Source organism: Streptomyces celluloflavus, assembly GCA_000720995.1.
Lineage (GTDB): Bacteria > Actinomycetota > Actinomycetes > Streptomycetales > Streptomycetaceae > Streptomyces > Streptomyces celluloflavus.
In genome coordinates, this window is record JOEL01000018.1 from 1 (window position 1) to 23,379 (window position 23,379).

Genomic DNA, 23,379 nt, shown 5'->3' on the forward strand with positions numbered 1-23,379 from the left:
GCCATGCTCCGCGACGGAACCTTCTACGAACCCCGAACCCCCGAAGCAGCCACCACATGACCAACTCGGGCTTGACGAAAAACATAGAGGCACCCCCCGCGCCTCATGACGCCGCCCGCCGCGTAGCGGTCGCCCCGTACACGATCCCGAGGGTCACGACGACGGCGCCGAGCAGCACGGCGGGTGGCAGCCCGGCCGGCTGTCCGTCCGGCCCCCGGACGGCGCCCATGAAGTCGAGTGGCGCGAAGCCGTTGACCGTGCCGTACCAGAGTGGCAGGTAGGCCGCCTGGAAGAGCCGGTGCGTACGGCTCAGGGTGCCCAGCACCAGGGCGAACGACGGGATGAACAGCGCGCCGCACAGCCAGTGCAGCAGCCCGGGGAAGTCGGCGCCCGTCAGCATGCGCAGCGCCGGCCCGATACCGCTCACCGCGGTGAGCAGGAATCCCGCGCCCCACTCCGCGGCGATCCGGCGCCGCGCCGCGGGGTAGGCACCGAGGACCGCCTCGACACCGGCCTCATGGCGCTGGGTGCCGAGCCGGGACCACAGCAGTACGGGCCAGATCCAGGCCAGCGGAAGCAGGATCCGGCTCGCACCGGTCGCCGACGTGACCATCTGGGCGACCACGGTGAGCAGCAGGACCCCGGCCCACCACCACCGCGGGGTGCCCTGGAGCAGGATGCGCACCTCACCTGCCAGCAGCCGCAGGGCCGGACTGCCCGGCCGGACCGGAGCGCGCGGGACGTCCTGGAAGGCGGCCGGCCCCGCCGCCGGGACGACAGTTGCGGGCGCACCGAGGTATGCGTCCTGCGCACCGCCGGTGCTCTCGGCCCCGGACGGCTGCCCGCCGGAGCGCGCGGGGTCGAACCTCGGGAACCACAGGGCGGGGAGCACCACCAGCACCAGAGCGAGCAGCACCAGCACCAGCCTGCTGACGAGGAACTCCGGCGACGGATCGAAACCGGCCCAGTCGAAGGTGCGCAGCGGTTCGTCCACGAAGGTCAGGCCCAGGCTGAACTCGCCGACCCGGTGCGGGTCGATGCCCTGCGCGGCCATACCGGTGCTGAGGGACTGCACGACGCTGTGGACGCCGATGCCGCCGAGCGGCGCCTGGGGCGACTGTCCGCCGATCGCGACGACGGACCAGACGAAGAACCACACGATGTTGCCAAGTCCCGCGCGGAGCAGCGGAATGGTCTCGAAGAGCAGCGCCGCCGCGGCGGTGAGTGCCGTCAGCGGCAGCGCGATCAGCACGAACGGCGACAGCAGCCGGACCGGATCGACGGCCAGGTCCTCCCCGCGCGCCAGCTGCATGACCACGGCCGTCACCGCGAGGACCCCGAGCATCGAGGCGAGTACCAGGACACTGCTGAGGAACTTCGCGACCAGATAGGCGGAGGTACGCAGCGGTGTCGCCGCGAGGAGCCGGCCGACGCCGGTGCTCTCGTCGCGCGAAAGGGCGTTGCGGACCACGTAGAACCCGGCGAGCGAGAGCCAGACCGCACTGGCCAAAGCGACGATCATGCCGATGTAGGCGCTGTTGTAGGTGCCGCGGTAGCTCCCCACCTGCACGACGACCCAGTTGGACGACGAGGCCGGGGTGGCGAGGTACCCGAGGGCGACGGCGGCGATGAGGATCGCCGCATAGGCCGGGCGCCGCACCCGGTCCCGGAAGTCGGCGACGGCGAGCCGGACGAGCATCGGCACCATCACGCCCGCCCGTCGCGCCGGGCGGCGGTGCACGCAGGCCGGGCCGGGACTTGGTTCACGATGGCCAGGTACGCGTCCTCCAGATCGGGCGGCACCTGCTGCGCGGTCGCGTACGGCGGGGCGTCGGCCAGCAGCCGCACCCGTACCCCGCCGGAGGTGTGCGCCAGCCGGCTGACCAGGTTCTGCTGCCGGATCGACGGGACGTCGGCCGGGTCCGCCAGGATTTCCCACACTCGCCCCTCGACCGCCGCGAGCAGCTGGTCCGGCGCCCCGCGGCTCAGGAGCCGTCCCTGGGCGACCACCGCGATGTCCGAGGCCACCGACTCCACGTCGGAGACGATGTGCGTGGAGAGCATGACCACCCGGTCCGTTGCGAGATCGCTCAGCAGATTGCGGAAACGCACCCGCTCCTCGGGGTCGAGACCGGCCGTGGGCTCGTCCACGATGATCACCTGGGGGTCGGCGAGCAGGGCCTGGGCGATACCCACCCGGCGCAGCATGCCGCCCGAGTACGTGCCCAGCGGCCGCTTGACCGCCTCGGTGAGATTGACCAGCGCCAGCAGTTCGTCGATCCGGGCACGCGCGGAGCGGGCCGAGAGCCCCTTCGCCGCCGCGAGATAGGCGAGGAACTCCCGTGAGGTGAGGTTCGGGTAGACCCCGAAGTCCTGCGGAAGATAGCCCAGCGCCCGGCGCAGTACGCCCGGTTCGGCCACCACGTCCGTCCCCCGGAACAGGACTTGGCCGCCGGTCGGGCGGGTGACGGTCGCGGCGATCCGCAGCAGGGAGGACTTCCCGGCGCCGTTCGGACCGAGCAGCCCGAGCAGCCCGGTGTCCAGCCGCATGGTCATACCGTCCACGGCACGCTTGCCGCCGCGGTAGACCTTGGTGACGTCGATGAGTTCCAGCACGGTTCCGGTCCTCACGCGTCGAAGGTGCGGCCGGCGGTCCGCGGTGCGGGTGCCGCGGCCCTGATGCCGTCCTGTCCCGTGGGCACGCCGTGCACCCGGACATTCGGCGCCCCGCCCGCGAACGGGCGGCGCCGCGCCCCGGGTTTCGCCCTCCCGGCGTCGGCGCACCCCGCGACGGCGGCCGGTGCGCCGGGCGCGGCCGGTGTGGCGAGGGTGGCGGCGGCCCTCAGGCCCTTTGTCGCCGTACGACGGAACACAGCTACCTCCGGAGATCTTGGCGGGACGCTCCCAGGTTCGCCGTCGGGGACCCCCGGCACATCTGCCGTTCGGCAGATATCCGGGACGCGGCGCCGGCCCACGACCACGGCGAACGCCGGGCGGGGAAACCACCGGGCCGTTGGCCATCCGGTGGGTCGCGCCAACTCCCGGAAACGCAAAAAACCCCAGATCAACTGGGGTTCTCGCTGGTGTCCGAGGGGGACTTGAACTCCTCGCAGGGATACCACCCAATTTCATCTCATACGGATGGAATGAGATGTTCTGGACTGCGGTGTTGGCCCCCCGCGGTCCGAAATAGGATCTCGCCGTGCCCCAGACCTCGACGGAAGACCATTATGCGCGTGCCGCGATACGCCATCATGACGACGCGATCTATCTCCACGACGACGGCCGACTGCCCAACGCAGACCATCACTTCGGCTTCGCAGTGGAGTGCGCTCTGAAGAGTGTGATCCTTCGGTACACCCAGGTGTCGATGAATCCGACCAAGCCGGGCAAGCCTCCGAGCGTGAAACCCTGGGCTCCCGATGCGGCGGGTAAGCCCCAGCACTTCGGTCACCTCCCGGGCCTGTGGTCCGACGTGGCACTCCTGCTGCATGGCCGGGGCGGAAGCATACTGTCCGGTGTCCTCGCAGCCTCGGAGCCCTTCGACACCTGGGCCGTGGAAGATCGCTACCTTGATGGGGCTGCTGTCGCCGACCCCGAGGTCCGCAGCCGCAGGGCGGCGGCCCAACAGATTCTCAGTCTGCACCAGCAGGCGCTCATCGCCGGAGTGCTCACGTGACCTACCTGACCGATCCGGTCCGTTTTGACCAAGCACGGCCGTTTGCGGAGGCCACTGCCCGCAACGCGGCAGCCTCGGGGGCCGATGTTCTACTCGTCAGAGACATCTTGGGCAGGTTCTCCCTACTCGTGGACGACCGCGAGACCGCAATCGATGCGGGGAAAGCCGAAGGCTGGCGGGATCGACTCACGACCACTCTCGGCAAATATGCGACCGACCGGCCGCTTCTCTTCGCCTCCGACCTCTTCCAGCCCGATTCCCTGTTCGCTTCACCGCGGGTCTCCCCCCTGATCGGCTACAGCCCAGGCCCCGGGGAGGGACACATCCATTTGCTCGAGAACACTGTTGTGGGCGAGGACTGGGCCAAGGTCAGCACCCCCGTCGCGGAAGCCGGCGGGGTCCGTACGGCACGCACCGCCGTCTACGGGATCAAGGGAGGCGTGGGCCGGTCCACAGCTACCTTCATGCTTGCCAAGCACCTCGCTGACCTGGGGCATTGCGTACTTGTCGCCGACTTGGACCTGGAGTCCCCCGGCTCAGGCCCGTTGCTGGTCGCGGAGGATCAACTTCCCCAGTACGGAATCGTCGACCAGCTTGTGGAGTCGGCATTGGGAAACGACGAGGGCTTGGACCTGGTGGCGCAGGCCACCCATGCGCACGTCAAGGGCAATGGTGAGCTTTGGGTCGCGCCGGCCCGCGGGCGGGGGGTCCCTGGAACCGAGTACGCCTACGTCGAGAAACTCAACCGCGTCTACGCCGACGTGCCCACCCAGAGCCTTTCGGATTTCGCGGACCGGCTGGAGGCGGCCGTCAGCGCTTGCGAAGAGGCCGTCACGAGGGCGAGTCGGCGCCCGGATGTCGTGATCATCGATAGTCGTGCCGGGATCCACGACATTGCGGCCGTCGCCCTCTCACGTCTCTGTGACCTGGCACTTCTCTTCGGTAGCGACAACCGGCAGACGTGGGAGGGCTACCGCGACCTTTTCGCAGCGTGGCGCTCTTCGGGGCAGGCTCCTGTGATCCGAGAGAAGTTGCGAATGATCGCCTCGATGGTTCCGGATTCGACGGACCGCCCCAAGGAACAGTACTTGGAGGCATTCCGGGACCACGCCTGGTCTTGTTTCTCTGTCCTTTACGACGATCTTGTCGGCGACGACGCCTCGGGTTTCAACCCCAGCCCAGAGGACGAGTCGGCACCACACGCGCCGATTCCTATCTTGTTCACCCTGGAACTCGTCGGTCTCGATGCCGCCGCGACATCCGGCTGGGATGATCGCTCGTTCGTTCGGACTGCGTACGATTCCTTCCTGGAAACTGCCACCCGCCTCATGATCGAAGGACCGTGATGACTACCCCGCTTGGAGCCGAGGAGTACCGAGACCTGTTGACTGCGGCACTCCCAGACGCTCAGGATGCGGACACGGTAGAGCCCACGCTCTCGAATCTCTTCACCCCGGACAGTCATCGCTTGGCGCTCCACATGGATGCGACTGTCGTACGCGGCGGTCGCGGGGTGGGCAAGACCTTCTGGTACAGGACACTCCTGGATGATCAACTGCGCGAGGTTGCTGCCGAGGAGTACCGCATCGAGCGACTTCGGCATCTCAAGGTTCACCCTGGTTACGGCACGCGAATCGCCCCCCAGCTCTACCCGAGTCCAAACGTGCTGCGTAGCCTGCTGGACGCCGGAGTGACCCCGTACGACTTGTGGAACACCGTGCTGCTCATGGCACTCGGCCAGCCCGAGATTCAGCAGCCCATGCAGTGGCCGGAACGCATCCAGTGGGTTCGGGCGCACCCTGAAGAGCGCGACCTGACTATCGCTGAGGCCGATCGCCAGGCCCTGGCCGAGAAGGCCACGCACCTCATCCTCTTCGACGCCCTGGAGCATCTGCATTGGGACCGTGGCCAGGCTGACCGCCTCGTCGCCGGCATCCTGCAGCTTGCCCTGGAGATGCGCCTGGGGACGAGGAACATCCGCTGCAAGATCTTTATCCGACCTGACATGTTCGACGGCGCGCTGCTGCACTTCCCTGATGCCTCGAAGCTGACGGCCAATGCGGCCAGCCTGAAGTGGAGCACCACCAACCTCTACGGCCTCTTCTTCCACTACCTCGGCAACTATGACAGCGAGGGGGCGGAGCGCTTCCGCGCATTGCACGACGGCTGGACCGGGCACACGCACGGTCGGCACCGGCTGCCCCCCGCGCTGCTGGGTGATCAAGGCACTCAGGCAGATATGTTCGGCCGGCTGGCGGGCGCTTATATGGGAGCGAATTTCCGTAAGGGCATCACGTACACCTGGTTGCCGAACCACCTCATGGACGGGGTCGAACAGGTCAGCCCGCGTAGCTTTCTCAACGCTCTGGGGATGGCGGTCAACGAGACACGCAGCGACTACGCGGCGCACCCATACGCCATCCACCACGAGGGGATCCGGCGCGGTGTGCAGTCCGCATCGCGTACGCGCGTCGACGAAATCCGAGAGGACATGCCGTGGGTGCACACCGCCATCGCCCCCTTGAACGGTCAGCAGGTTCCGATCGACCAGAATCTCTTGCTGGGGCGGTGGGCAGAGGCTGACCTGACGGTGCAGCTCCAGCGCGAGTCGGCCCGTGCCAGTGCCTCAGGCAACGGTGCGGAAGTACGGACCGGCCCCCGGTACCCGGACGATTATTTGCGCCTGATCGACGAGCTGATTGCCCTCGGCGTGATGCGGCGGCGCAAGGATGGCCGGATTGACCTGCCGGACGTGTACCGGATTGCGTTCTCCATCGGGCGCAAGGGAGGCGTGCCGAAGGTGCAATCCTGAATCCGCCTCGCCTCGCTCTGTCTCCCTGCCCTGGTTCCGCTGGCCAGCAGTAGGGGCTCGGCAGGGCGGACGGGCCTGCGCCGTATGCCGACGGAGAGTTGGTGAGAGGTTCAGCGTTCTCCTGGTCTGACCTGGGGAACGCTGAACCGTTGGTCACGCCACAGCCGGAGAAACAGAAAAACCCCAGATCAACTGGGGTCTCTGCTGGTGTCCGAGGGGGGACTTGAACCCCCACGCCCGATAAAGGGCACTAGCACCTCAAGCTAGCGCGTCTGCCATTCCGCCACCCGGACAAGGTGTCTGCCGGGGCGGCTGGGCCGTTCCGACATGGAAAACAATAGCAAACGTTCGGGGGTGGTCGATCACCCGTACATGTGACCGGGCGGGCGGCTGTGACCTGCGGATGTCGGGAGTATTGCGGCCTTGGGCGCAGCGGCCGCGAGGTGGAGGATGGCGGTGGACCCCCGCCGCGGACCGCGCTCCTCGGGGGAGCGCGGTCCGCGGCCGTGAACCAAGAGGAGGCAGTGTGAGCGAGTCGCAGCCGGCCCGTACGGTCACCGGCGAGGACGAGGTCGTCGACCTGTGCCGGGACCTGATCCGGATCGACACCAGCAACTACGGCGACCACTCGGGCCCGGGAGAGCGGGTGGCGGCCGAGTACGTCGCGGAGAAGCTCGCCGAGGTCGGGCTGGAGCCGCAGATCTTCGAGTCCGCCAAGGGCCGCGCCTCGACCGTGGCCCGGATCGAGGGGGAGGACCGCTCCCGGCCCGCGCTGCTGATCCACGGGCACACCGACGTCGTACCGGCCAACGCCGCGGACTGGACCCACGACCCCTTCTCCGGCGAGATCGCCGACGGCTGTGTGTGGGGCCGTGGCGCGGTCGACATGAAGGACATGGACGCGATGACGCTGGCGGTCGTCCGCGACCGGCTGCGGTCCGGCCGCAAGCCGCCGCGCGACATCGTGCTGGCCTTCCTCGCGGACGAGGAGGCGGGTGGCACCTACGGCGCGCGCTATCTCGTCGACAAGCACCCGGGGCTCTTCGAGGGCGTGACGGAGGCGATCAGCGAGGTCGGCGGCTTCTCCTTCACCGTCAACGAGAACCTGCGGCTCTATCTCATCGAGACGGCGCAGAAGGGCATGCACTGGATGAAGCTGACCGTGGACGGCTCTGCCGGACACGGTTCGATGATCCACAAGGACAACGCCATCACCGAACTCTCCGAGGCCGTCGGACGGTTGGGGCGGCACGAGTTCCCGGTGCGGGTGACGAAGACACTGCGGGCCTTCCTCGACGAGCTGGGGGACGCGCTGGGCACCGAGCTCGACCCGGAGAACATGGACGCCACGCTGGCCAAGCTCGGCGGCATCGCCAAGCTGATCGGCGCCTCGCTCAGGAACACCGCCAACCCGACGCAGCTGGGCGCCGGCTACAAGGTCAACGTCATCCCGGGCCAGGCCACCGCGCACGTCGACGGCCGCTTCCTGCCCGGCTACGAGGAGGAGTTCCTGGCCGACCTGGACCGGATCCTGGGCCCGCGGGTCGAGCGCGAGGACGTGCACGCGGACAAGGCGCTGGAGACCACTTTCGACGGCGCCCTGGTGGACGCCATGCAGTCGGCGCTCCAGGCCGAGGACCCGATCGCGCGCGCCGTGCCGTACATGCTCTCGGCCGGTACGGACGCCAAGTCCTTCGACGACCTCGGAATCCGCGGATTCGGGTTCGCGCCGCTGAAGCTGCCGCCGGAGCTGGACTTCGCCGGCATGTTCCACGGTGTGGACGAGCGGGTTCCGGTGGACGGGCTGAAGTTCGGCGTCCGCGTCCTCGACCGGTTCATCGACCAGAGCTGAAACGCGGGGTCGCGACGGCAGAGCTGAATTCCGGGAGCGGAAACCTCGAAGCCGAAGTCTGTGCGGATTACCTGCCATCTGTACGGACTTAGCTGAAAAGAGTGAATGCCACCATCGGTTCGTAGCTTCAATGGTCCGTTTCTCGTTGCAGTGTGTGCGATCCGCGGCTGGGGTCGCGTTGCCACAAGGAGGAACAATGATCAAGAAGATCGTCGCTGCCGCGGCGGCTTCCGGTGGTCTCGTGCTCGCCGGCAAGGACATCCAGGTGCCGGTACACGTACCGCCGAATGCCCGCGGCAACTCGATCTCACTGATCGGACTGTTGAATCCCGCCTTCGGCAACATCTGTATCACCACGTGACGTTGTACCCGTAAGGGTCTGTTCCCGGTCGGCTCCGGAGCGCATCACCTGCGTTCCGGAGCCGCTGGGTATTTCGGCGGGCGGGTGGGATCGCCACTCGCGCGCATTCATGAAGGCACAAGGCAGGGGAACCAACCTATGAGACAGGTCGCGCGAAAGGGCCTGATCACTATGGCGGCCGCGGGCGGCGTAATCGCCGTCACCGGTGGCTACGCGTTCGCGGATGCGGGAGCCCACGGGCTCTCGGCGCATTCACCCGGTGTGGTGGCCGGCAACACGATCCAACTGCCGGTCGACGTACCGGTGAACGCGTGCGGCAACACCATCGACGTCGTCGGACTGCTCAACCCGGCGTTCGGCAACCACTGCGCCCACGCCTCCCATGGCGGGCGGCACGGCGCGCACGACGGCGGCGGCCGGAACCGGGAGACCTCCGGCCGGCACCACGGCGCCGAAGCGCACGGATCGGCCGTGCACTCGCCCGGCGTCGGCTCGGGCAACACCGCGCAGGTACCGATCGACGTACCGATCAACGCCTGCGGCAACACCGTCGATGTCGTCGGGCTGCTCAACCCCGCCTTCGGGAACGAGTGCGGGCATGTATCGCCGACGAGCCCGGAGTATCCGCGGCACCCGGAGCACCCGCAGCACCCGGACAAGCCGACCCCGCGGATCCCGTCGCACCCGCGGACTCCGGAGCACCCGCGGACCCCGGAGCGCCCGGGGCACCCGAGGAGCCCGGAGCACCCGCAGAGCCCCCGGACTCCGGGGAACCGGGTCACGCCGGACACCCCGGCGAAGCGGACGCCTACCGTGAACGCGCCGCACTCGCAGATCGTGACGACGCCCGCGCCCGTCAAGCAGCTCGCGCACACCGGCGCCGGCACGATCGGCTACGCGGTACCGGCGAGCGCCGGGCTGCTGCTCGGTGGCGCGCTGCTCTACCGCCGGGCGCGCACCGCGCGCAGGTGAGCCGGGCCGGCTTGACCGGCACTCGTCGGCCGGACCGGCGCTGAAGGGAGCGGGCCCCGCACGGACGGGGCCCGCTCTGCTGTGTGCTCACCCGCTGTGCGCACACCGTCGCCGTGCTCACCCGGCGACGGCGCTCACCAGGTGGCGCGCAGCTGTCGGATGATCCGGCGGCGCAGCCGCGCCTTGCGGCTCCCGTCGGGGTAGAGGCGAAGTCGGTCCAACTCCCAGTGTCCGTACTCGGCATGGTCGGTCAGCAGGCGTGTGGCGGCCTTGCGGGAGACCCCCCGTGGCACATACACATCGCAGAATTCGTATTCCGGCATCGCATCTATTGTGCGGGACCGGCCCCGGTACGGATAGCGTCTGCACTATGTCTGATGCTGCGCAGCCTTCCGCTGCCGAGGTACGTGCCGCCGCCGAGGCGGTCAAAGCCGCGCTGGACCGTCACCTCGACGCGGTGGAACGCCGCTCGGGGCAGGATGATCCGGCCGTGTACGCCGCCTTCGACGAGCTCGCCGCGGCGGCAGAGGTCTACGACGAGCTGCTGTACGACACCTATGACGAGGTCACGCCGTTCGAGATCCCCGGGAGCGACACGCTGCCGGCCTACGCGGGCCCGGAGGAGCCGAGCGCGCTGAGCGTGCTCATCCGGCGCGACTACACGGTCGCCGAGCCCCAGCGTCTGCTGCATCAGGCGCAGCGCATCGCCGATCTCGATCCGGACGCCGCCGACGCCGCGGTGCGGGACGGTGCCGACAGCGCCGGTATGGCGGCCGGGGTGGTCGGCAGCAGCGTGCACGCGGCGCTCGGCGTGCTGTTCGGGGAGTTCGAACCGGACGAGATCGCCTCCCGGCACAAGGAGTTCGGCCTGGAGGAGGGCGACTCCACGCTGTGGGTCACGGCCGCCGACGAACCGGCCGAGCCGGGGGAGTGGCTGTCCACGCCGTTCGACCAAGCCGACCCCCAGCGTGTGGTGTGCCGCTTCGACGTCAGCTCGGTCTTCGACGAAGAACCGGGCGAGGAGGACGACGACCTGCTGGAGGCACTCGACCGGGAACGGTGAGGGCGGGACGGTGCGCCTGCCCCTGGGGCGTGCGCACCGCCGCCTCGCATATGCCGCTGCCCCGGCCCGTCGGGAATGTACCGACGGGCCGGGCAGCGGTGTCAGGGGCCCGGGACGGCCCTCCCGGGGCGGTCAGCCGGCCGCCGCCGCGTCCGCCGCGGCCTGGACGCTCTGCGTCTGGAGCAGGGTGCGCAGCCGGGTGGTGCGCTCCTTGACGGGCACCTCGGCGACCGCGCGCGGCAGCGCCTGGTCGACGCCCTGGACGACCGACAGATGGCGCTCGCCGCGGCTGAAGGCGGTGTAGACCCAGGCGCGGGTCAGGCCGCCGGCGGCGTCGCCGGGCAGGACCACCACCGCGGCGGGCCAGCGCATACCGGCCGCCTGATGAGCGGTGAGCGCCCAGCCGTGCCGGACCGCACCCGCGCCGACCTGCTCGCGCGGCACCACGACGGTCCCGCCGTCGCAGTCGAGACGCAGACCGGCGGCGTCCGCGCCGGTGACCTTGCCGGGCAGGGTGCGGCCGGGGGCCGGGGCGTAGGCGACGTGATCACCCGGGTCGAAGCCGCCGAAGCGGCCGGGGCCGGGGTTGAGCCGCTCCTTGAGCGCGGTGTTCAGCGCGCGGGTGCCGGCCGCGCCGCCGTGGCCGACGGTGATGACCCGGGTCTGCTCCGCCGGGACGCCGAGCGCCCGCGGTACGGAGTCGGCGACCAGCTGGACGGTGCGGTGCACCGCCTCTCCGGCATCGCGCACCGGGACGATCACGACCTCCTTACCGGGGGCCTCGACCTGGTTCAGCTCGCCGATGCCGATGCCCGACACCAGCTCGCCGATCGGGCCGGAGTCCGGTGTGCGGGAGGCGACCTGGGGGCAGAACCGGGCGGCGAGAAGGTCGGCGAAGAGCCGGCCGGGTCCGGCGGACCACAGGACCCCGGGGTCGCCGCTGAGCACGAGCCGGGTCCCGTCGGTCAGCGATTCGATGAGCAGCGCGGCCGTTTCCAGATCCAGCTGCGGTGCGTCCAGCACGACCAGCAGATCGAGTGCGAGCGCGCCGTCCGTGTCCCGGCCGGGGCCCTGCTGCCCGGAGAGCAGGTCCGCCACCGTCACCGCGGCCGCGCCCGGGTCCGCGGCGTCCGTGTCCGGTGCGGCCTCGGTGAGGTGTGCCGCCAGGCGCCGGCGGCCGTTCTCGCTGTGGGTGGCGCCGAACGCCCGCAGCCCCAGGGCGCGGGCCGCGGCGATCAGTGCGGCGGGCTCGGCGCGGGCCGCCTCGGCGCCGGTGTGCGCCACCAGACCGCTGTCCGCGGCGGCCCGGATCAGCTCGGCGGCCGACGGTGAGGGCGCGGCGGCCGCCGCGGCGGCCCAGTCGGCCGCGGACGGCCGCGGCCGCCGGTACCCGGCCCCGTCGTCCTCCTGCCGGGCGTCGGGAGCCGCGGGGGCGCCGCTCACGCCATCCGCGCCGTCCGTGGACCCGGGCGCCGCTGCGGCCTCGTCCGCCGCACCGTCGTCGCCCGACTCGGCTGCGTCCGCGGTATCCCGCTCCGCCCCGGCGGCCTCGAAGGTGTTGAGCAGGCGCGCCAGACCGTCGGCGACGCTCTCCTCCGCCATCGCGAACCGGTCCAGGCCGAGCAGGATCCGGACCGGCTGCTCGGCCTCCTCGTCATCCGTGGCGGGGCGGGCCCGGCCCGGTGTGTCGATCGCGTCCTGGAAGACCAGGACCGCGCCGTCGGCGATCGCCGTCTGGAGGGCGTCGTCGGGGTCCGGAACGGCGCGCTGGGCGAGGGCGGCCCGCAGCGCGGAGGCTTCCAGCGCGGAGTGGCCCGCCACGGCGGCCTGCTCCAGCAGCCAGCCGACCAGCGCCTGCGCGCGCCGCTCGTCGGCCGGTCCGCAGGCGGCGCCGAGCAGCGCCCGCGCGAAGCCGTCGGCCTGCTCGGGGCGCACCCCGGGCACGCCGAGCAGCTGCCAGGGGTCGGCGGCCAGTGCCTCCGCGGCCCGCTCACCGAGCGCCTCGGCGGCCTTCTCGGCCAGCGCCTCGGGAGCGCCGCCCGCCGCGAGGATCTGTCGTACGCCGTCGACACCGGGGACCGTCGCCACCACGGGGCGGGGGGCGGACGCGGGGGCGGCCGGGGTGCCGTCCCCGGGGGCGGCGGCCGGCCTGGACGGGCCGGCGGACCCGTTCGCGGTCCGCTGCCGTGCCGCCTCGGGCGCCGGGCCGCCCACCGGGGCGGGCTGTTTGACGACGGGCGCCGCGGGTGCGGTGCGGCGCGGCGCCTCGGCGAAGAACGAGGCGGCCGAGCGCTCACCGCTCTCCACGGCCCGCACCGCCGCCGCCAGCGCCGCAGCCGTCGCGGCGGCCGGACCGGAGTTCCCGGATGGTGCCGGAGTTGTTGGCTTGGGCGGCGTGCCGTTCGTCTCTGCCGGGTGCGGTGCCGTGGTGTTCGGGGCCGGTTCGTCGCTGTTGGCTCGTGTGCCGTCATCGCTGATGCCGGCTGTCGTCCCGGTGCCCGCAGTCGAGCCGGGCGCCTGGTCAGCAGCCGGTGCCGTAGCTGTCGCGGTGGCCGGACCGGAGTTCCCGGATGGTGCCGGAGTTGCTGGCTTGGGCGGCGTGCCGTTCGTCTCTGCCGGGTGTGGTGCCGTGGTGTTCGGGGCCGGTTCGCCGCCATCGGCCCCCGGCGCGCCGTCACCGCCGCCGTCGGCCGCCGTCTCGGTGCCCGCCTCCGGACCGGCTCCTTGCTCCGCTGCCGGAGCCCCGGCAACCGGGTCCCCGGAATCCGCGCCCGCTGCCGCATCCGCGTCCGGCGCCACCACGTCCGCCCCCTGAGCCCCGGCGTCCTCGCCGGGTGACCGGGCATCCGTAGTGCCGGGCGCGGCCTCCTGCTCGGGCGCGGTCTCGCCGGCGGGGCGGTCGGTACTCACAGCGTGCTCCAGTCGTGATCGGGATAGTGGTGCACCGGGGCCGACACATCGTCCAGCGCCCGGCGGATCTCGTCAGGAAGACTAAGGGTCTCCACTGACAGAGCCGCTCTGAGCTGCTCTCCGGTACGGGCTCCCACCAGCGGGGCGGTGACCCCGGGGCGGTCGCGGACCCAGCAGAGCGCGACCTGGAGCGGGGTGACGGCGAGGCCGTCGGCGGCCGTGCTGACCGCTTCGACGATCCGGCTCGCCGCCTCGTCGAGATACGGCGCGACGAACGGCGCGAGATGTTCCGAGGCACCGCGCGAGTCGGCCGGGGTGGCCCGGCGGTACTTGCCGGTGAGGACGCCCCGGCCCAGCGGGGAGGAGGCCAGTACGCCGACGTCGAGGTCGCGGGCCGCGGGCAGCACCTCGCGCTCGACACCGCGCTGGAGGAGGGAGTACTCCATCTGCGTACTCGCCAGCCGGCTGCGGACACCGGGTGCGGCGAGCTGCCAGGTGGCGGCCTTGGCGAGCTGCCAGCCGGAGAAGTTCGACAGGCCCGCATAGCGCGCCCGGCCGCTGGTGACGGCGAGATCGAGGGCCTGGAGGGTCTCCTCCAGGGGGGTGTGCGGATCGAAGGCGTGCAGCTGCCACAGGTCGACGTAGTCGGTACCCAGCCGCTCCAGAGAGGCGTCCAGGGAGGCCAGGAGGTGGCGTCGGGAACCGTCGGCGCGGCGGTCCGCCTCCAGGACGCCGCCGGCCTTGGTCGCGATCACCAGATCGGCGCGCGGCACGAGCGCATCCGTCAGCCGGCCCAGGAGATATTCGGACCCGCCGTCGGCATAGATGTCCGCGGTGTCGACGAGGGTGCCCCCGGCCTCCCAGAACGTCTTGAGCTGATCGGCGGCTTCCTGCTCGTCCGTGTCGCGTGCCCAGGTCAGGGTGCCCAGCCCGAGGCGGGACACGCGAAGCCCCGTACGGCCGAGGTGCCTTTGCTCCATGGACCTTGAGATTACTGGCCGCCGGTCCGGATCAGGGGACCTGTGGACAACCCGCCGATGACGGCTCGCGGCCCTGGGCGCTAGAGTCCCCGCAACAGCGACGTTACTGATCAGTAAGGGGAGCGGCATGAGGCTTGGCATCAACCTCGGCTACTGGGGCGCCGGCATGGACGCGGACAATCTCGCGGTGGCGCAGGAGGCCGACCGCCTCGGCTACGCGGTCTGCTGGGCCGCCGAGGCGTACGGCTCCGACGCTCCCACGGTGCTCTCCTGGGTCGCCGCCCAGACCGAGCGCATCGACATCGGGTCGGCGATCCTCCAGATCCCGGCCCGTACGCCCGCGATGACCGCGATGACGGCCGCGACCCTGGACTCGCTCTCCGGCGGCCGGTTCCGGCTCGGTCTCGGCGTCTCCGGGCCGCAGGTCTCCGAGGGCTGGTACGGCGTCAAGTTCGACAAGCCGCTGGCGCGCACCCGCGAGTACGTCGACATCGTCCGCAAGGCCATGACCCGCGAGCGGCTCTCCTACGAGGGCGAGCACTGGACGCTGCCGCTGCCCGGCGGCCCCGGCAAGCCGCTCAAGCTCACCGTGCACCCGCAGCGGGAGCACATCCCGCTCTACATCGCGGCGATCGGCCCCAAGAACCTCCAGCAGACCGGTGAGATCGCCGACGGCGCACTGCTGATCTTCCCCTCCGCCGACCACCTGGAGGAGACCGCGGTCTCGCACCTCCGGGCGGGCCGCGAGAAGGCCGGCAAGACGATGGAGAGCTTCGACGTCTGTCCGACGCTGCCGCTCGCCGTCGGCGAGGACGTCGGCGCGCTGGCCGACATGTTCCGGCCGTACACCGCCCTGTACGTCGGCGGGATGGGCAGCCGCAAGCAGAACTTCTACAACCAGCTGGCCCGGCGGATGGGCTACGAGAAGGAAGCCGCCGAGATCCAGGACAAGTACCTGTCCGGCGACAAGGACGGCGCGGCCGCGGCCATCCCGCAGCAGCTGATCGACCAGACCACGCTGCTCGGCTCCGTCGAGCGGATCGCGGAGCGGATGCAGGCGTACGCGGCGGCCGGGGTGACCACGCTGACGCTGGCGCCCGCGGGTTTCACGCTGGCGGACCGGGTCGCGTCGCTGCGGGCGGGTACCGAGGCGCTGGAGCGCGCCGGGCTGGCGTAACGGCGGTCGTGGGGGGCCGGACATACGGAAAGCCCGGCGCCGGTGGCGCCGGGCGGCCCCGGCGCAGCGGCCGTGGTGGGGGCTCGGGGGTCTTCCCCGCCACGGCCGTCGCCCAGCACAACGCCCCCGTGAGCGCACCGGTTACGCCCGGACACCAGCGCACCGGTCGTCCGGACGGGTGACCGGACGGGCCGTGCGGTTGCCGCCGCCCCTGCCCCGCATTTCACTTTCCCGTGCGGGCGTGTCCGTTCGGAGGTGGCGCAGCTGTTCTCGGCCCGGAGCCTGTTCCAGGAGATCATCGAGCACGACGAGTCCTACCGGCTGTTCTGCTCGGTGGCCGCCGGCGGCGAGGCACAGGGCGGCTGGGAGAACGGCCGGATCGCCGCGCTGCTCCCCGCGTCGCTGCGCGAGCCGGCGCCCAAGGTCACCCGGCACGGCGCCGACGAGGACAAGCACGGCCGGACCTTTCACGCCCTGCTGCGCAAGCGCGGTCTCACCCCCGTCGAAGTCCCCGCGGCGATCGACCACACCATGCTGCTGGAGCGCCGGGGCATCGGCCTGGCCCACGACAGGCTGCGCCGCGACGAACCGCTCGGCGAACTCGACATCGTCACCTACCTCGCGCACAGCCGGGTCACCGAACAGCGCGCCGCCGACCAGATGGGCATGCTCAGGAACTCCTTCGGCGACCACCCCGAGGTGGGCCGGGCGATCCGGATGATCTCCCGGGACGAGGAGAACCACCTCGCCCACTGCCACGAGGAACTGCTCCGGCCGGCCCGCGCCGGGCACGGCCGGGCGATCCGGCGGATCCTGTGCGATTGCGCGCTCGCCGAGACCGGCGTCCACCGGGACGTCAGCCTCGCCGTGCTGGACCGCATGGGCCGCATCCTGGGCTGGTCCGCGGCCAGGTCCGCGGTGCTCGCCACGGCCGTCCGGACGATGCACGGCCATGAGCGGCTGGGCGGCCGGCGGCGCATGACCGGTCTGCGGATGCCCGAGCGGCGCGACGCGCCGGGCGGCCCGGCCACCAACGCACCAAAATACGCCTGAGCGGCCCGGCCGCAGGGCCCCGGGCGCCCGGTCACAGCCAGCCGCGGCGCTTGAACAGCCGGTACAGCGCGAATTCGATGCCCACCATCACCAGCAGGACCACCGGATAGCCCAGCGGCCACTTCAGCTCGGGCATGTCGGTGAAGTTCATGCCGTAGATCCCGGCGATCAGGGTGGGGACGGCGGCCAGCGCCGCCCACGCCGAGATCTTGCGCATATCGTCGTTCTGTCGCACGCCCACCTGTGCCAGATGGGCCGCGAGAATGTCCGAGAGCAGCCGGTCCAGGCCCTCCACGGAGTCGTTGGCGCGGGTGAGGTGGTCGCCGACATCGCGGAAGAACGGCCGGGCATGGCCGGGCACGAAGGGCACCCCGGGGTTCTGGAGGCGGACCATCGGCTCCAGCAACGGACCGGTGGCGCGCCGGAATTCGAGCACCTCGCGCTTGAACGCGTAGATCCTGGCCGCGATGTTCTTGGTGTCGCCGCCGTTCGAGGAGAACACCTCGGCCTCCAACTCCTCCAGGTCCAGCTGGAGTTCACCGGCCACCTCGATGTAGTCGTCGACCACCGCGTCGCTGACCGCGTAGAGCACCGCCGTCGGGCCGTGCCGGAGGATCTCCGGCTGGTGCTCCAGCCGCTGGCGCACCGCCGTGAGCGGGCTCGCCTCGCCGTGCCGCACCGTGACGACGAACGAGTCACCGACGAAGACCATCAGCTCGGAGGTGGTCACCGTGTCGGTCCCGGCGTCGTAGCCGACCGGCTTCAGCACCACGAACAGCGAGTCCTCGTACACCTCCAGCTTGGGCCGCTGATGCGCCTTGAGCGCGTCCTCGACGGCCAGCGGATGCAGCCCGAACTCGCTGCTGACGAGGTCGAACTCCTGCTGCGTCGGCTCGTGCAGCCCCAGCCACAGGAAGGAGTCGCCGTCGGCCCGCGCCGCGGCGAGGGCGGTGGCGAAGTCGGCCGTCCGCTCGGTGCGGCGGCCCTCCCGGTAGATGGCACAGTCCTTGATCACACCCGGCATTCTCCCCCTCGCCCGGCCGCCCGTCGCCACCGTGGACGCGGCACGTAGGCTGGCGGACATGCCCACGCTGATCCTGGTGCGGCACGGCCGCTCCACCGCCAACACCTCCGGTGTGCTCGCCGGACGGATGCCCGGTGTCGCCCTCGACGAGCGCGGTAGCGCCCAGGCCGCGGCGCTCCCCGCGCGGCTGGCCGGCGTACCGCTGACCGCCGCCGTCTCCAGCCCGCTCCAGCGCTGCCGGGAGACCCTGCGGCCCCTGCTGGCGGCCCGCCCCGGACTGCCGCTGTACGCCGAGGACCGGATCAGCGAATGCGACTACGGCGACTGGTCGGGCCGCAAACTCGCCGAGCTGGCCGATCAGCCGCTGATGGAGGTCGTCCAGCGGCACCCGTCCGCCGCCGCCTTCCCCGGCGGCGAGTCGATGCGGGCCATGCAGGGCCGCGCGGTGGACGCGGTCCGCGACTGGAACGCCCGGACCGAGGAGGCGCACGGCGCCGAGGCCGCCTACCTCATGTGCTCGCACGGCGACATCATCAAATCCCTTGTCGCCGACGCCCTGGGGATGCACCTCGACCTCTTCCAGCGGATCTCCGTGGAGCCCTGCTCGGTCACCGTGATCCGCTACACCCGGCTGCGCCCCTACCTCGTACGGCTCGGTGACACCGGCGACTTCGGGGGTCTGGTGCCCCGCGAGGACGCCGGCCCTGTGGACGGGGAGCGGGACGCGGCCGTCGGAGGCGGCGCGGGAGCGCCGTGATCAGCGGGCGCAGTAGGGTGGGTCCACGGCGCTGTCCGCCCTGTCCCTGCGATCCGCACCGTGACCGCAGGACCTTGCAGCGACCGCACTGACCCCGCAGTCGAGCAATCGGAGCAGGACGTTGTCCCGTCAGGTGTTCTTCTACGACGCGCCGGACCGCTTCGTGGCCGGTACGGTCGGGCTGCCTGGCCGTCGTAGCTTCTTCCTCCAGGCCACCGCGGCCGGCCGCACCACCAGCGTCGCCCTGGAGAAGACCCAGGTGGCCGCCCTCGCCGAGCGGATCGACGAGCTGCTGGACGAGGTGGTGCGGCGCAGCGGCGGCAACGCCCCGGTGCCCGCCGTCGCCCCCACCGAGCTGGCCGACTCCGCCCCGCTGGAATCGCCCGTCGAGGAGGAGTTCCGGGTCGGCACCATGGCGCTCGCCTGGGACGGCGAGGACCAGCGGATGATCGTGGAGGCGCAGGCGCTCGTCGAGATGGACGCCGGCAGCGACGAGGACCTCGCCGAGGCCGAGGAGCGGCTGCTCCAGGACGACGAGAACGGCCCGCCGATGCTGCGGGTGCGCCTCAGCGGAACCATGGCCAGGGCGTTCGCCAAGCGGGCCCTGGAAGTCGTCAACGCCGGGCGCCCGCCGTGCCCGCTGTGCAGCCTGCCGCTCGACCCGGAGGGACACGTATGCCCGCGCCAGAACGGATACCGACGGGACGCCTGAGCGCCATGGAGCCCTCGGGCGGGCCGGGCGGAGAGGCCGGGGCGGTGCCGTCCCCCGCGCCGCCGCGGGACGGCGCGGGAGCGGCGCCGGAGCCCGCCACCGGGGTGTCCGTCGCGTTGCTGGCCGAGGGCGAGCTGACCGTGCGCGGCCAGATCCGGGAGGCGTCCAACGCCGTGCTCTACTGCACGGTCGCCCTCGACGGCCGCACCGCCGCCTGCGTGTACAAACCGGTCGCCGGGGAGCGCCCGCTGTGGGACTTCCCCGACGGCACGCTCGCCCAGCGCGAGGTCGCCGCGTACGAGATCTCCCGGGCGAGCGGCTGGGACCTGATCCCGCCGACGGTGCTGCGGGACGGCCCGTACGGCACCGGCATGGTCCAGGAGTGGATCGAGGCGCCCGACGGCGCGGTTCCGGAACTGCTCGCCCTGGTCGAGGACGCGGAGCCGGGCCCCGGCTGGAAGGCGGTCGGGTTCGCCGAGACCGGCGCGGGCCGCACCGCGCTGCTGGTGCACGCCGACGATCCGCGGCTGCGGCGGCTCGCGGTACTCGACGCGGTGATCAACAACGGGGACCGCAAGGGCGGCCATCTGCTGCCCGCGGCCGGCGGCCGGCTCTTCGCCATCGACCACGGTGTGACGTTCAACGCCGAGGACAAGCTGCGCACGCTGCTGTGGGGGTGGGCGGGGGAGCCGCTGACCGAGGAGGCACTGACGGTCCTGCGGGGCCTCCAGGAGGCGCTGGCGGACGCCACGCCGCTCGCCGCCCGACTGGCCGAATTGATCACCGGCGCCGAGATCGCGGCGCTGCGGGCGCGGGTGGCCGGACTGCTGCGCAGCGGCCGGCACCCCGAGCCGGGCGGCCAGTGGCCGCCGATCCCCTGGCCGCCGGTCTGACCGGGGCGGCCGGCCGGTCGCCTCTCGCACGCTTCGCCGTCGAACGCAAGACCGCCTATCCGGCCAAGACATCCGGTCCGGTTCGAATCCGGAACATGCGTCCGGTTACGCTCAATGCATGCATGCATGGCCCGCTTCTGAGGTCCCCGCCCTGCCTGGCCAGGGCCGCGACCTGAGGATCCACGACACCGCGACCGGCGGACGGGTATCCCTCGACCCCGGTCCCGTCGCCCGTATCTACGTCTGCGGCATCACGCCGTACGACGCCACCCACATGGGGCACGCGGCGACCTACAACGCGTTCGACCTGGTTCAGCGCGTGTGGCTCGACACGAAGCGCCAGGTGCACTACGTGCAGAACGTCACCGATGTCGACGACCCGCTGCTGGAGCGGGCCGTCGCCACCGGCGACGACTGGACGGCGCTCGCCGAGCGCGAGACCGCCCTGTTCCGCGAGGACATGACGGCCCTGCGGATGCTGCCGCCCCGGCACTACATCGGCGCCGTCGAGGCGATACCCGGCATCGTGCCGCTCGTGGAACGGCTGCTCGACGCCGGTGCCGCCTACGAGCTCGAAGGCGACATCTACTTCTCCGTCGCGTCCGACGCCCACTTCGGTGCGGTCTCCGGGCTGGACGCCGCGGCGATGCGGCTGCTCTCCGCCGAGCGCGGCGGCGACCCGGAGCGGGAGGGCAAGAAGAACCCGCTCGACCCGATGCTGTGGATGGCCGCCCGCGACGGCGACCCGAGCTGGGACGGCGGTTCGCTCGGCCGGGGCCGCCCCGGCTGGCACATCGAGTGTGTCGCCATCGCCCTGGAGCATCTGGGCATGGGCTTCGACGTCCAGGGCGGCGGCTCCGACCTCGCCTTCCCGCACCACGAGATGGGCGCCTCGCACGCCCAGGCGCTCACCGGCGAGTACCCGTTCGCCAAGGCGTATGTGCACGCCGGGATGGTGGCCCTGAACGGCGAGAAGATGTCCAAGTCCAAGGGCAACCTCGTCTTCGTCTCCACGGTGCGACGGGCCGGCACCGACCCGGCCGCGATCCGCCTCGCGCTGCTCGCCCACCACTACCGCGCCGACTGGGAGTGGACCGACTCGGTGCTGACCGAGGCCGAGGAGCGGCTCGCGCGCTGGCGCGCCGCCGTCTCCCGCCCGGACGGACCGCCCGCCGACGCCCTCCTGGAGGAGATCCGCACGGCCCTCGCCGACGACCTGGACTCGCCCGCCGCGCTCGCGGCGGTCGACCGCTGGGCCGCCGCGCAACAGGCCGATGGCGGCAGCGACGAGGGCGCCCCCGGCCTGGTGTCGCGCGCCGTCGACGCGCTCCTGGGCGTGGCCCTGTGACGGTGCCGACGGCGCCGCGCTGACCTCCGCCCGCCGACCCTGGGGCGCTTCCGCCGGATGGCGGGGGCGCCCCTCTTTCTTGTTGGTGCCTTGCCGGTGGCCTGAAGCCTGACGGTTCCTTGCCGCCGTCCGCGGTCCGCCGTCCGCCGTCCGTCACTCGGTCATCGGCCCGCGCTGCCGCAGCGGCCGGAAGTCCGGCAGCGCGGTTGAGGGGGATCAGGTCCGCGCCGGGCCGGTGGATGCGACGGAACCAACAGGGCTGCGGGCGGCCGTCGTCGCCGGACCGCCGCCTCGCCGGAGCGACGGCGTGCCGCCGTTCGTCAACGCGGGCCCGGCGGTGCCGAGATGGCGGGACGTCAGGCCGTACCAGGACCGGACGGCCCGCTCGCCGCTCGCCGCCTGCCCGGGACGTCCACCCGCAAGGCGCGCCCTCTGGTACCCGACACGAGGACGGCGGGGTGACCCGCGACGCCCCCACCGGGTGTCCGCCGGGTACGGAACGGGGGCGCCGGACGGCCGTTGGTGCGGCCGGTCCGGCGCCCCCGGTGCGGTGCGCGGGCGGGAGCGGGCTCAGCGCCCGGTGCCGGTGTCCTTGTCCGCGGGGCCGTCCGCGGGCTTCTCGGCGCCGGCGGCGTCCGGGCCGTCGGAGAGGTCCGGGGTGTCCGCGGCGTCGGGGGCGGGAGAGGCGTCCGGGGCGGGTGCGGCCGCCGGGCCGGCGGTGTCCGCGGGCGTCGTGGACGGCGCGGTCCCGCCCTCGGCGTCCGTCGTACCGGTGCTCGCCGGCTCCGTGCCGTCGGCGGCGGACCCGGTGTCGCGCGGCTCCTTGGACACCGGCCGGGCCGGCCGGGTGCGGCCGCCCGCCGGGTCGCGCAGATAGCCGCCGTCGCGGCCGTCGGCGAGCCCGCCCTCGGTCGCCACCCCCGGTCCGGCCTGCGGGTCGCGGCGCCGCAGATAGCGCTCGAACTCGCGGGCGATGGCCTCGCCGGACGCCTCCGGCAGCTCCGCGGTGTCGCGCGCCTCCTCCAGCGACTGGACGTACTCGGCGACCTCGCTGTCCTCGGCCGCCAGCTGGTCGACGCCCAGCTGCCAGGCGCGCGCGTCCTCGCTCAGCTCGCCGAGCGGGATGCGTACGCCCAGCAGGTCCTCCAGGCGGTTGATCAGGGCGAGGCTGGCCTTCGGGTTGGGCGGCTGGGAGACGTAGTGCGGCACCGCCGCCCACAGGCTGACCGCGGGGACGCCCGCGTGGGTGCACGCCTCCTGGAGGATGCCGACGATGCCCGTGGGGCCCTCGTAGCGCGACTCCTCCAGATCCAGCCGGGCGGCGAGGTCGGCGTCCGAGGTGACGGCGCTGACCGGGACCGGGCGGGTGTGCGGGGTGTCGCCGAGCAGCGCGCCCAGCACCACCACCATCTCCACGCCCAGCTCGTGGGCGAAGCCCAGCAGTTCGTTGCAGAACGACCGCCAGCGCATGCTGGGCTCGACACCGCGGACCAGGACCAGATCGCGGGGGTGTCCCTTGCCGTCGGCGTCGCCGACGCGGACGACGGAGAGCCGGGTGGTGGGCCAGGTGATCTTCCGGACGCCGCCGTCGAGGAAGACGGTCGGGCGGTTGACCTGGAAGTCGTAGTAGTCCTCCGCGTCGAGCGCGGCGAAGACCTGGCCCTTCCACTCCCGGTCCAGATGGGCGACGGCGGCGGAGGCGGCGTCGCCGGCGTCGTTCCAGCCTTCGAACGCGGCCACCATGACCGGGTCGATCAGCTCGGGCACCCCCTCCAGCTCGATCACC

At 71.9% G+C, this 23,379-nt stretch carries 21 protein-coding genes and 1 tRNA gene; 13 read left to right on the forward strand and 9 right to left on the reverse strand.

Annotated features, from left to right (window positions below; genetic code table 11):
- Positions 1–103: 103 nt before the first annotated feature.
- From IH09_RS18580 to IH09_RS18590, 3 genes are read right to left on the reverse strand one after another with little or no spacing between them, the layout of a single operon-like run.
- Positions 104–1,708 carry a hypothetical protein gene (locus tag IH09_RS18580; protein ID WP_052857737.1) on the reverse strand — a complete coding sequence of 535 codons (1,605 nt, stop codon included), beginning with the start codon at positions 1,706–1,708 and terminating at the stop codon, positions 104–106.
- On the reverse strand, positions 1,708–2,616 hold the full coding sequence (locus IH09_RS18585) for an ATP-binding cassette domain-containing protein (RefSeq protein WP_052857496.1): 909 nt from the start codon (positions 2,614–2,616) through the stop codon (positions 1,708–1,710). The genes IH09_RS18580 and IH09_RS18585 overlap by 1 nt, the downstream gene beginning before the upstream one ends.
- Positions 2,617–2,627: 11 nt before the next feature.
- Positions 2,628–2,873 carry a hypothetical protein gene (locus tag IH09_RS18590; RefSeq protein ID WP_052857498.1) on the reverse strand — a complete coding sequence of 82 codons (246 nt, stop codon included), beginning with the start codon at positions 2,871–2,873 and terminating at the stop codon, positions 2,628–2,630.
- A 329-nt stretch (positions 2,874–3,202) separates the two neighbouring features.
- Here IH09_RS18590 and IH09_RS18595 point away from each other — a divergent pair, with 329 nt between their 5' ends.
- The 3 genes from IH09_RS18595 (at position 3,203) to IH09_RS18605 (ending at position 6,491) form a co-directional block, all read left to right on the forward strand.
- Complete coding sequence (locus tag IH09_RS18595) at positions 3,203–3,679, forward strand: hypothetical protein (RefSeq protein ID WP_052857500.1); 477 nt, start codon at positions 3,203–3,205, stop codon at positions 3,677–3,679.
- Positions 3,676–5,025: a KGGVGR-motif variant AAA ATPase gene (locus IH09_RS18600; RefSeq protein WP_052857502.1), complete on the forward strand. Its 1,350-nt coding sequence runs from the start codon at positions 3,676–3,678 to the stop codon at positions 5,023–5,025. The genes IH09_RS18595 and IH09_RS18600 overlap by 4 nt, the downstream gene beginning before the upstream one ends.
- Positions 5,026–5,147: 122 nt before the next feature.
- A complete protein-coding gene (locus tag IH09_RS18605) occupies positions 5,148–6,491 on the forward strand; it encodes a hypothetical protein (RefSeq protein ID WP_240150728.1) in 1,344 nt (447 codons plus the stop codon).
- Between the two features lie 205 nt (positions 6,492–6,696).
- On the opposite strand, the gene IH09_RS18610 is transcribed toward IH09_RS18605, so the two are convergent.
- Positions 6,697–6,784 (reverse strand) — tRNA-Leu (locus IH09_RS18610).
- Between the two features lie 233 nt (positions 6,785–7,017).
- Here IH09_RS18610 and IH09_RS18615 point away from each other — a divergent pair.
- The 3 genes from IH09_RS18615 to IH09_RS18620 all read left to right on the forward strand — a co-directional run bounded on the left by IH09_RS18615 (position 7,018) and on the right by IH09_RS18620 (position 9,676).
- Positions 7,018–8,343 carry a M20/M25/M40 family metallo-hydrolase gene (locus IH09_RS18615; RefSeq protein ID WP_052857505.1) on the forward strand — a complete coding sequence of 442 codons (1,326 nt, stop codon included), beginning with the start codon at positions 7,018–7,020 and terminating at the stop codon, positions 8,341–8,343.
- Between the two features lie 196 nt (positions 8,344–8,539).
- Positions 8,540–8,704, forward strand: a complete 165-nt coding sequence (locus IH09_RS37440; RefSeq protein WP_094794582.1) for a chaplin — start codon at positions 8,540–8,542, stop codon at positions 8,702–8,704.
- A 138-nt stretch (positions 8,705–8,842) separates the two neighbouring features.
- The gene (locus tag IH09_RS18620; protein ID WP_052857507.1) at positions 8,843–9,676 is read left to right on the forward strand and encodes a chaplin; all 834 of its coding nucleotides are present in this window, start codon (positions 8,843–8,845) and stop codon (positions 9,674–9,676) included.
- A gap of 134 nt (positions 9,677–9,810) precedes the next feature.
- On the opposite strand, the gene IH09_RS18625 is transcribed toward IH09_RS18620, so the two are convergent.
- The gene (locus IH09_RS18625; RefSeq protein ID WP_052857509.1) at positions 9,811–9,999 is read right to left on the reverse strand and encodes a DUF5703 family protein; all 189 of its coding nucleotides are present in this window, start codon (positions 9,997–9,999) and stop codon (positions 9,811–9,813) included.
- Positions 10,000–10,046: 47 nt separating this feature from the next.
- On the opposite strand from IH09_RS18625, the gene IH09_RS18630 reads away from it, so the two are divergent.
- Positions 10,047–10,739, forward strand: a complete 693-nt coding sequence (locus IH09_RS18630; RefSeq protein ID WP_052857511.1) for a hypothetical protein — start codon at positions 10,047–10,049, stop codon at positions 10,737–10,739.
- Positions 10,740–10,871: 132 nt separating this feature from the next.
- Here the strand turns inward: IH09_RS18630 and IH09_RS18635 are convergent, their stop codons facing one another.
- Positions 10,872–13,649: a helix-hairpin-helix domain-containing protein gene (locus IH09_RS18635; RefSeq protein WP_052857513.1), complete on the reverse strand. Its 2,778-nt coding sequence runs from the start codon at positions 13,647–13,649 to the stop codon at positions 10,872–10,874.
- Complete coding sequence (locus tag IH09_RS18640; RefSeq protein ID WP_052857515.1) at positions 13,646–14,629, reverse strand: aldo/keto reductase; 984 nt, start codon at positions 14,627–14,629, stop codon at positions 13,646–13,648. The genes IH09_RS18635 and IH09_RS18640 overlap by 4 nt, the downstream gene beginning before the upstream one ends.
- Positions 14,630–14,756: 127 nt before the next feature.
- Between IH09_RS18640 and IH09_RS18645 the strand changes: the two genes are divergently transcribed.
- On the forward strand, positions 14,757–15,806 hold the full coding sequence (locus IH09_RS18645; protein ID WP_052857517.1) for an LLM class F420-dependent oxidoreductase: 1,050 nt from the start codon (positions 14,757–14,759) through the stop codon (positions 15,804–15,806).
- Between the two features lie 264 nt (positions 15,807–16,070).
- A complete protein-coding gene (locus IH09_RS18650; RefSeq protein WP_052857740.1) occupies positions 16,071–16,859 on the forward strand; it encodes a hypothetical protein in 789 nt (262 codons plus the stop codon).
- Positions 16,860–16,890: 31 nt separating this feature from the next.
- Here IH09_RS18650 and corA read toward each other — a convergent pair whose 3' ends face one another.
- Positions 16,891–17,883, reverse strand: a complete 993-nt coding sequence (corA, locus tag IH09_RS18655) for a magnesium/cobalt transporter CorA (RefSeq protein WP_052857519.1) — start codon at positions 17,881–17,883, stop codon at positions 16,891–16,893.
- Positions 17,884–17,941: 58 nt separating this feature from the next.
- On the opposite strand from corA, the gene IH09_RS18660 reads away from it, so the two are divergent.
- The 4 genes from IH09_RS18660 to mshC all read left to right on the forward strand — a co-directional run bounded on the left by IH09_RS18660 (position 17,942) and on the right by mshC (position 21,593).
- Positions 17,942–18,640: a histidine phosphatase family protein gene (locus tag IH09_RS18660; protein ID WP_052857530.1), complete on the forward strand. Its 699-nt coding sequence runs from the start codon at positions 17,942–17,944 to the stop codon at positions 18,638–18,640.
- Between the two features lie 121 nt (positions 18,641–18,761).
- Positions 18,762–19,352: a DUF3090 domain-containing protein gene (locus IH09_RS18665; protein WP_094794588.1), complete on the forward strand. Its 591-nt coding sequence runs from the start codon at positions 18,762–18,764 to the stop codon at positions 19,350–19,352.
- Positions 19,316–20,245 carry an SCO1664 family protein gene (locus IH09_RS18670; RefSeq protein WP_110952407.1) on the forward strand — a complete coding sequence of 310 codons (930 nt, stop codon included), beginning with the start codon at positions 19,316–19,318 and terminating at the stop codon, positions 20,243–20,245. The genes IH09_RS18665 and IH09_RS18670 overlap by 37 nt, the downstream gene beginning before the upstream one ends.
- Positions 20,246–20,363: 118 nt before the next feature.
- A complete protein-coding gene (gene mshC, locus IH09_RS18675; RefSeq protein WP_052857551.1) occupies positions 20,364–21,593 on the forward strand; it encodes a cysteine--1-D-myo-inosityl 2-amino-2-deoxy-alpha-D-glucopyranoside ligase in 1,230 nt (409 codons plus the stop codon).
- A gap of 570 nt (positions 21,594–22,163) precedes the next feature.
- Here the strand turns inward: mshC and IH09_RS18680 are convergent.
- On the reverse strand, positions 22,164–23,378 hold the full coding sequence (locus IH09_RS18680; RefSeq protein ID WP_110952408.1) for a PAC2 family protein: 1,215 nt from the start codon (positions 23,376–23,378) through the stop codon (positions 22,164–22,166).
- Position 23,379: the final 1 nt, after the last annotated feature.

Bases quoted from the DNA above. Each gene is read 5' to 3' on its own strand.
- IH09_RS18630 (WP_052857511.1), top strand. From the start codon at position 10,047: ATGTCTGATGCTGCGCAGCCTTCCGCTGCCGAGGTACGTGCCGCCGCC.
- IH09_RS18670 (WP_110952407.1), top strand. From the start codon at position 19,316: ATGCCCGCGCCAGAACGGATACCGACGGGACGCCTGAGCGCCATGGAG.
- mshC (WP_052857551.1), top strand. From the start codon at position 20,364: ATGCATGCATGGCCCGCTTCTGAGGTCCCCGCCCTGCCTGGCCAGGGC.
- IH09_RS18645 (WP_052857517.1), top strand. From the start codon at position 14,757: ATGAGGCTTGGCATCAACCTCGGCTACTGGGGCGCCGGCATGGACGCG.
- IH09_RS18620 (WP_052857507.1), top strand. From the start codon at position 8,843: ATGAGACAGGTCGCGCGAAAGGGCCTGATCACTATGGCGGCCGCGGGC.
- IH09_RS18625 (WP_052857509.1), bottom strand. From the start codon at position 9,999: ATGCCGGAATACGAATTCTGCGATGTGTATGTGCCACGGGGGGTCTCC.
- IH09_RS37440 (WP_094794582.1), top strand. From the start codon at position 8,540: ATGATCAAGAAGATCGTCGCTGCCGCGGCGGCTTCCGGTGGTCTCGTG.
- IH09_RS18580 (WP_052857737.1), bottom strand. From the start codon at position 1,708: ATGGTGCCGATGCTCGTCCGGCTCGCCGTCGCCGACTTCCGGGACCGG.
- IH09_RS18660 (WP_052857530.1), top strand. From the start codon at position 17,942: ATGCCCACGCTGATCCTGGTGCGGCACGGCCGCTCCACCGCCAACACC.
- corA (WP_052857519.1), bottom strand. From the start codon at position 17,883: ATGCCGGGTGTGATCAAGGACTGTGCCATCTACCGGGAGGGCCGCCGC.
- IH09_RS18640 (WP_052857515.1), bottom strand. From the start codon at position 14,629: ATGGAGCAAAGGCACCTCGGCCGTACGGGGCTTCGCGTGTCCCGCCTC.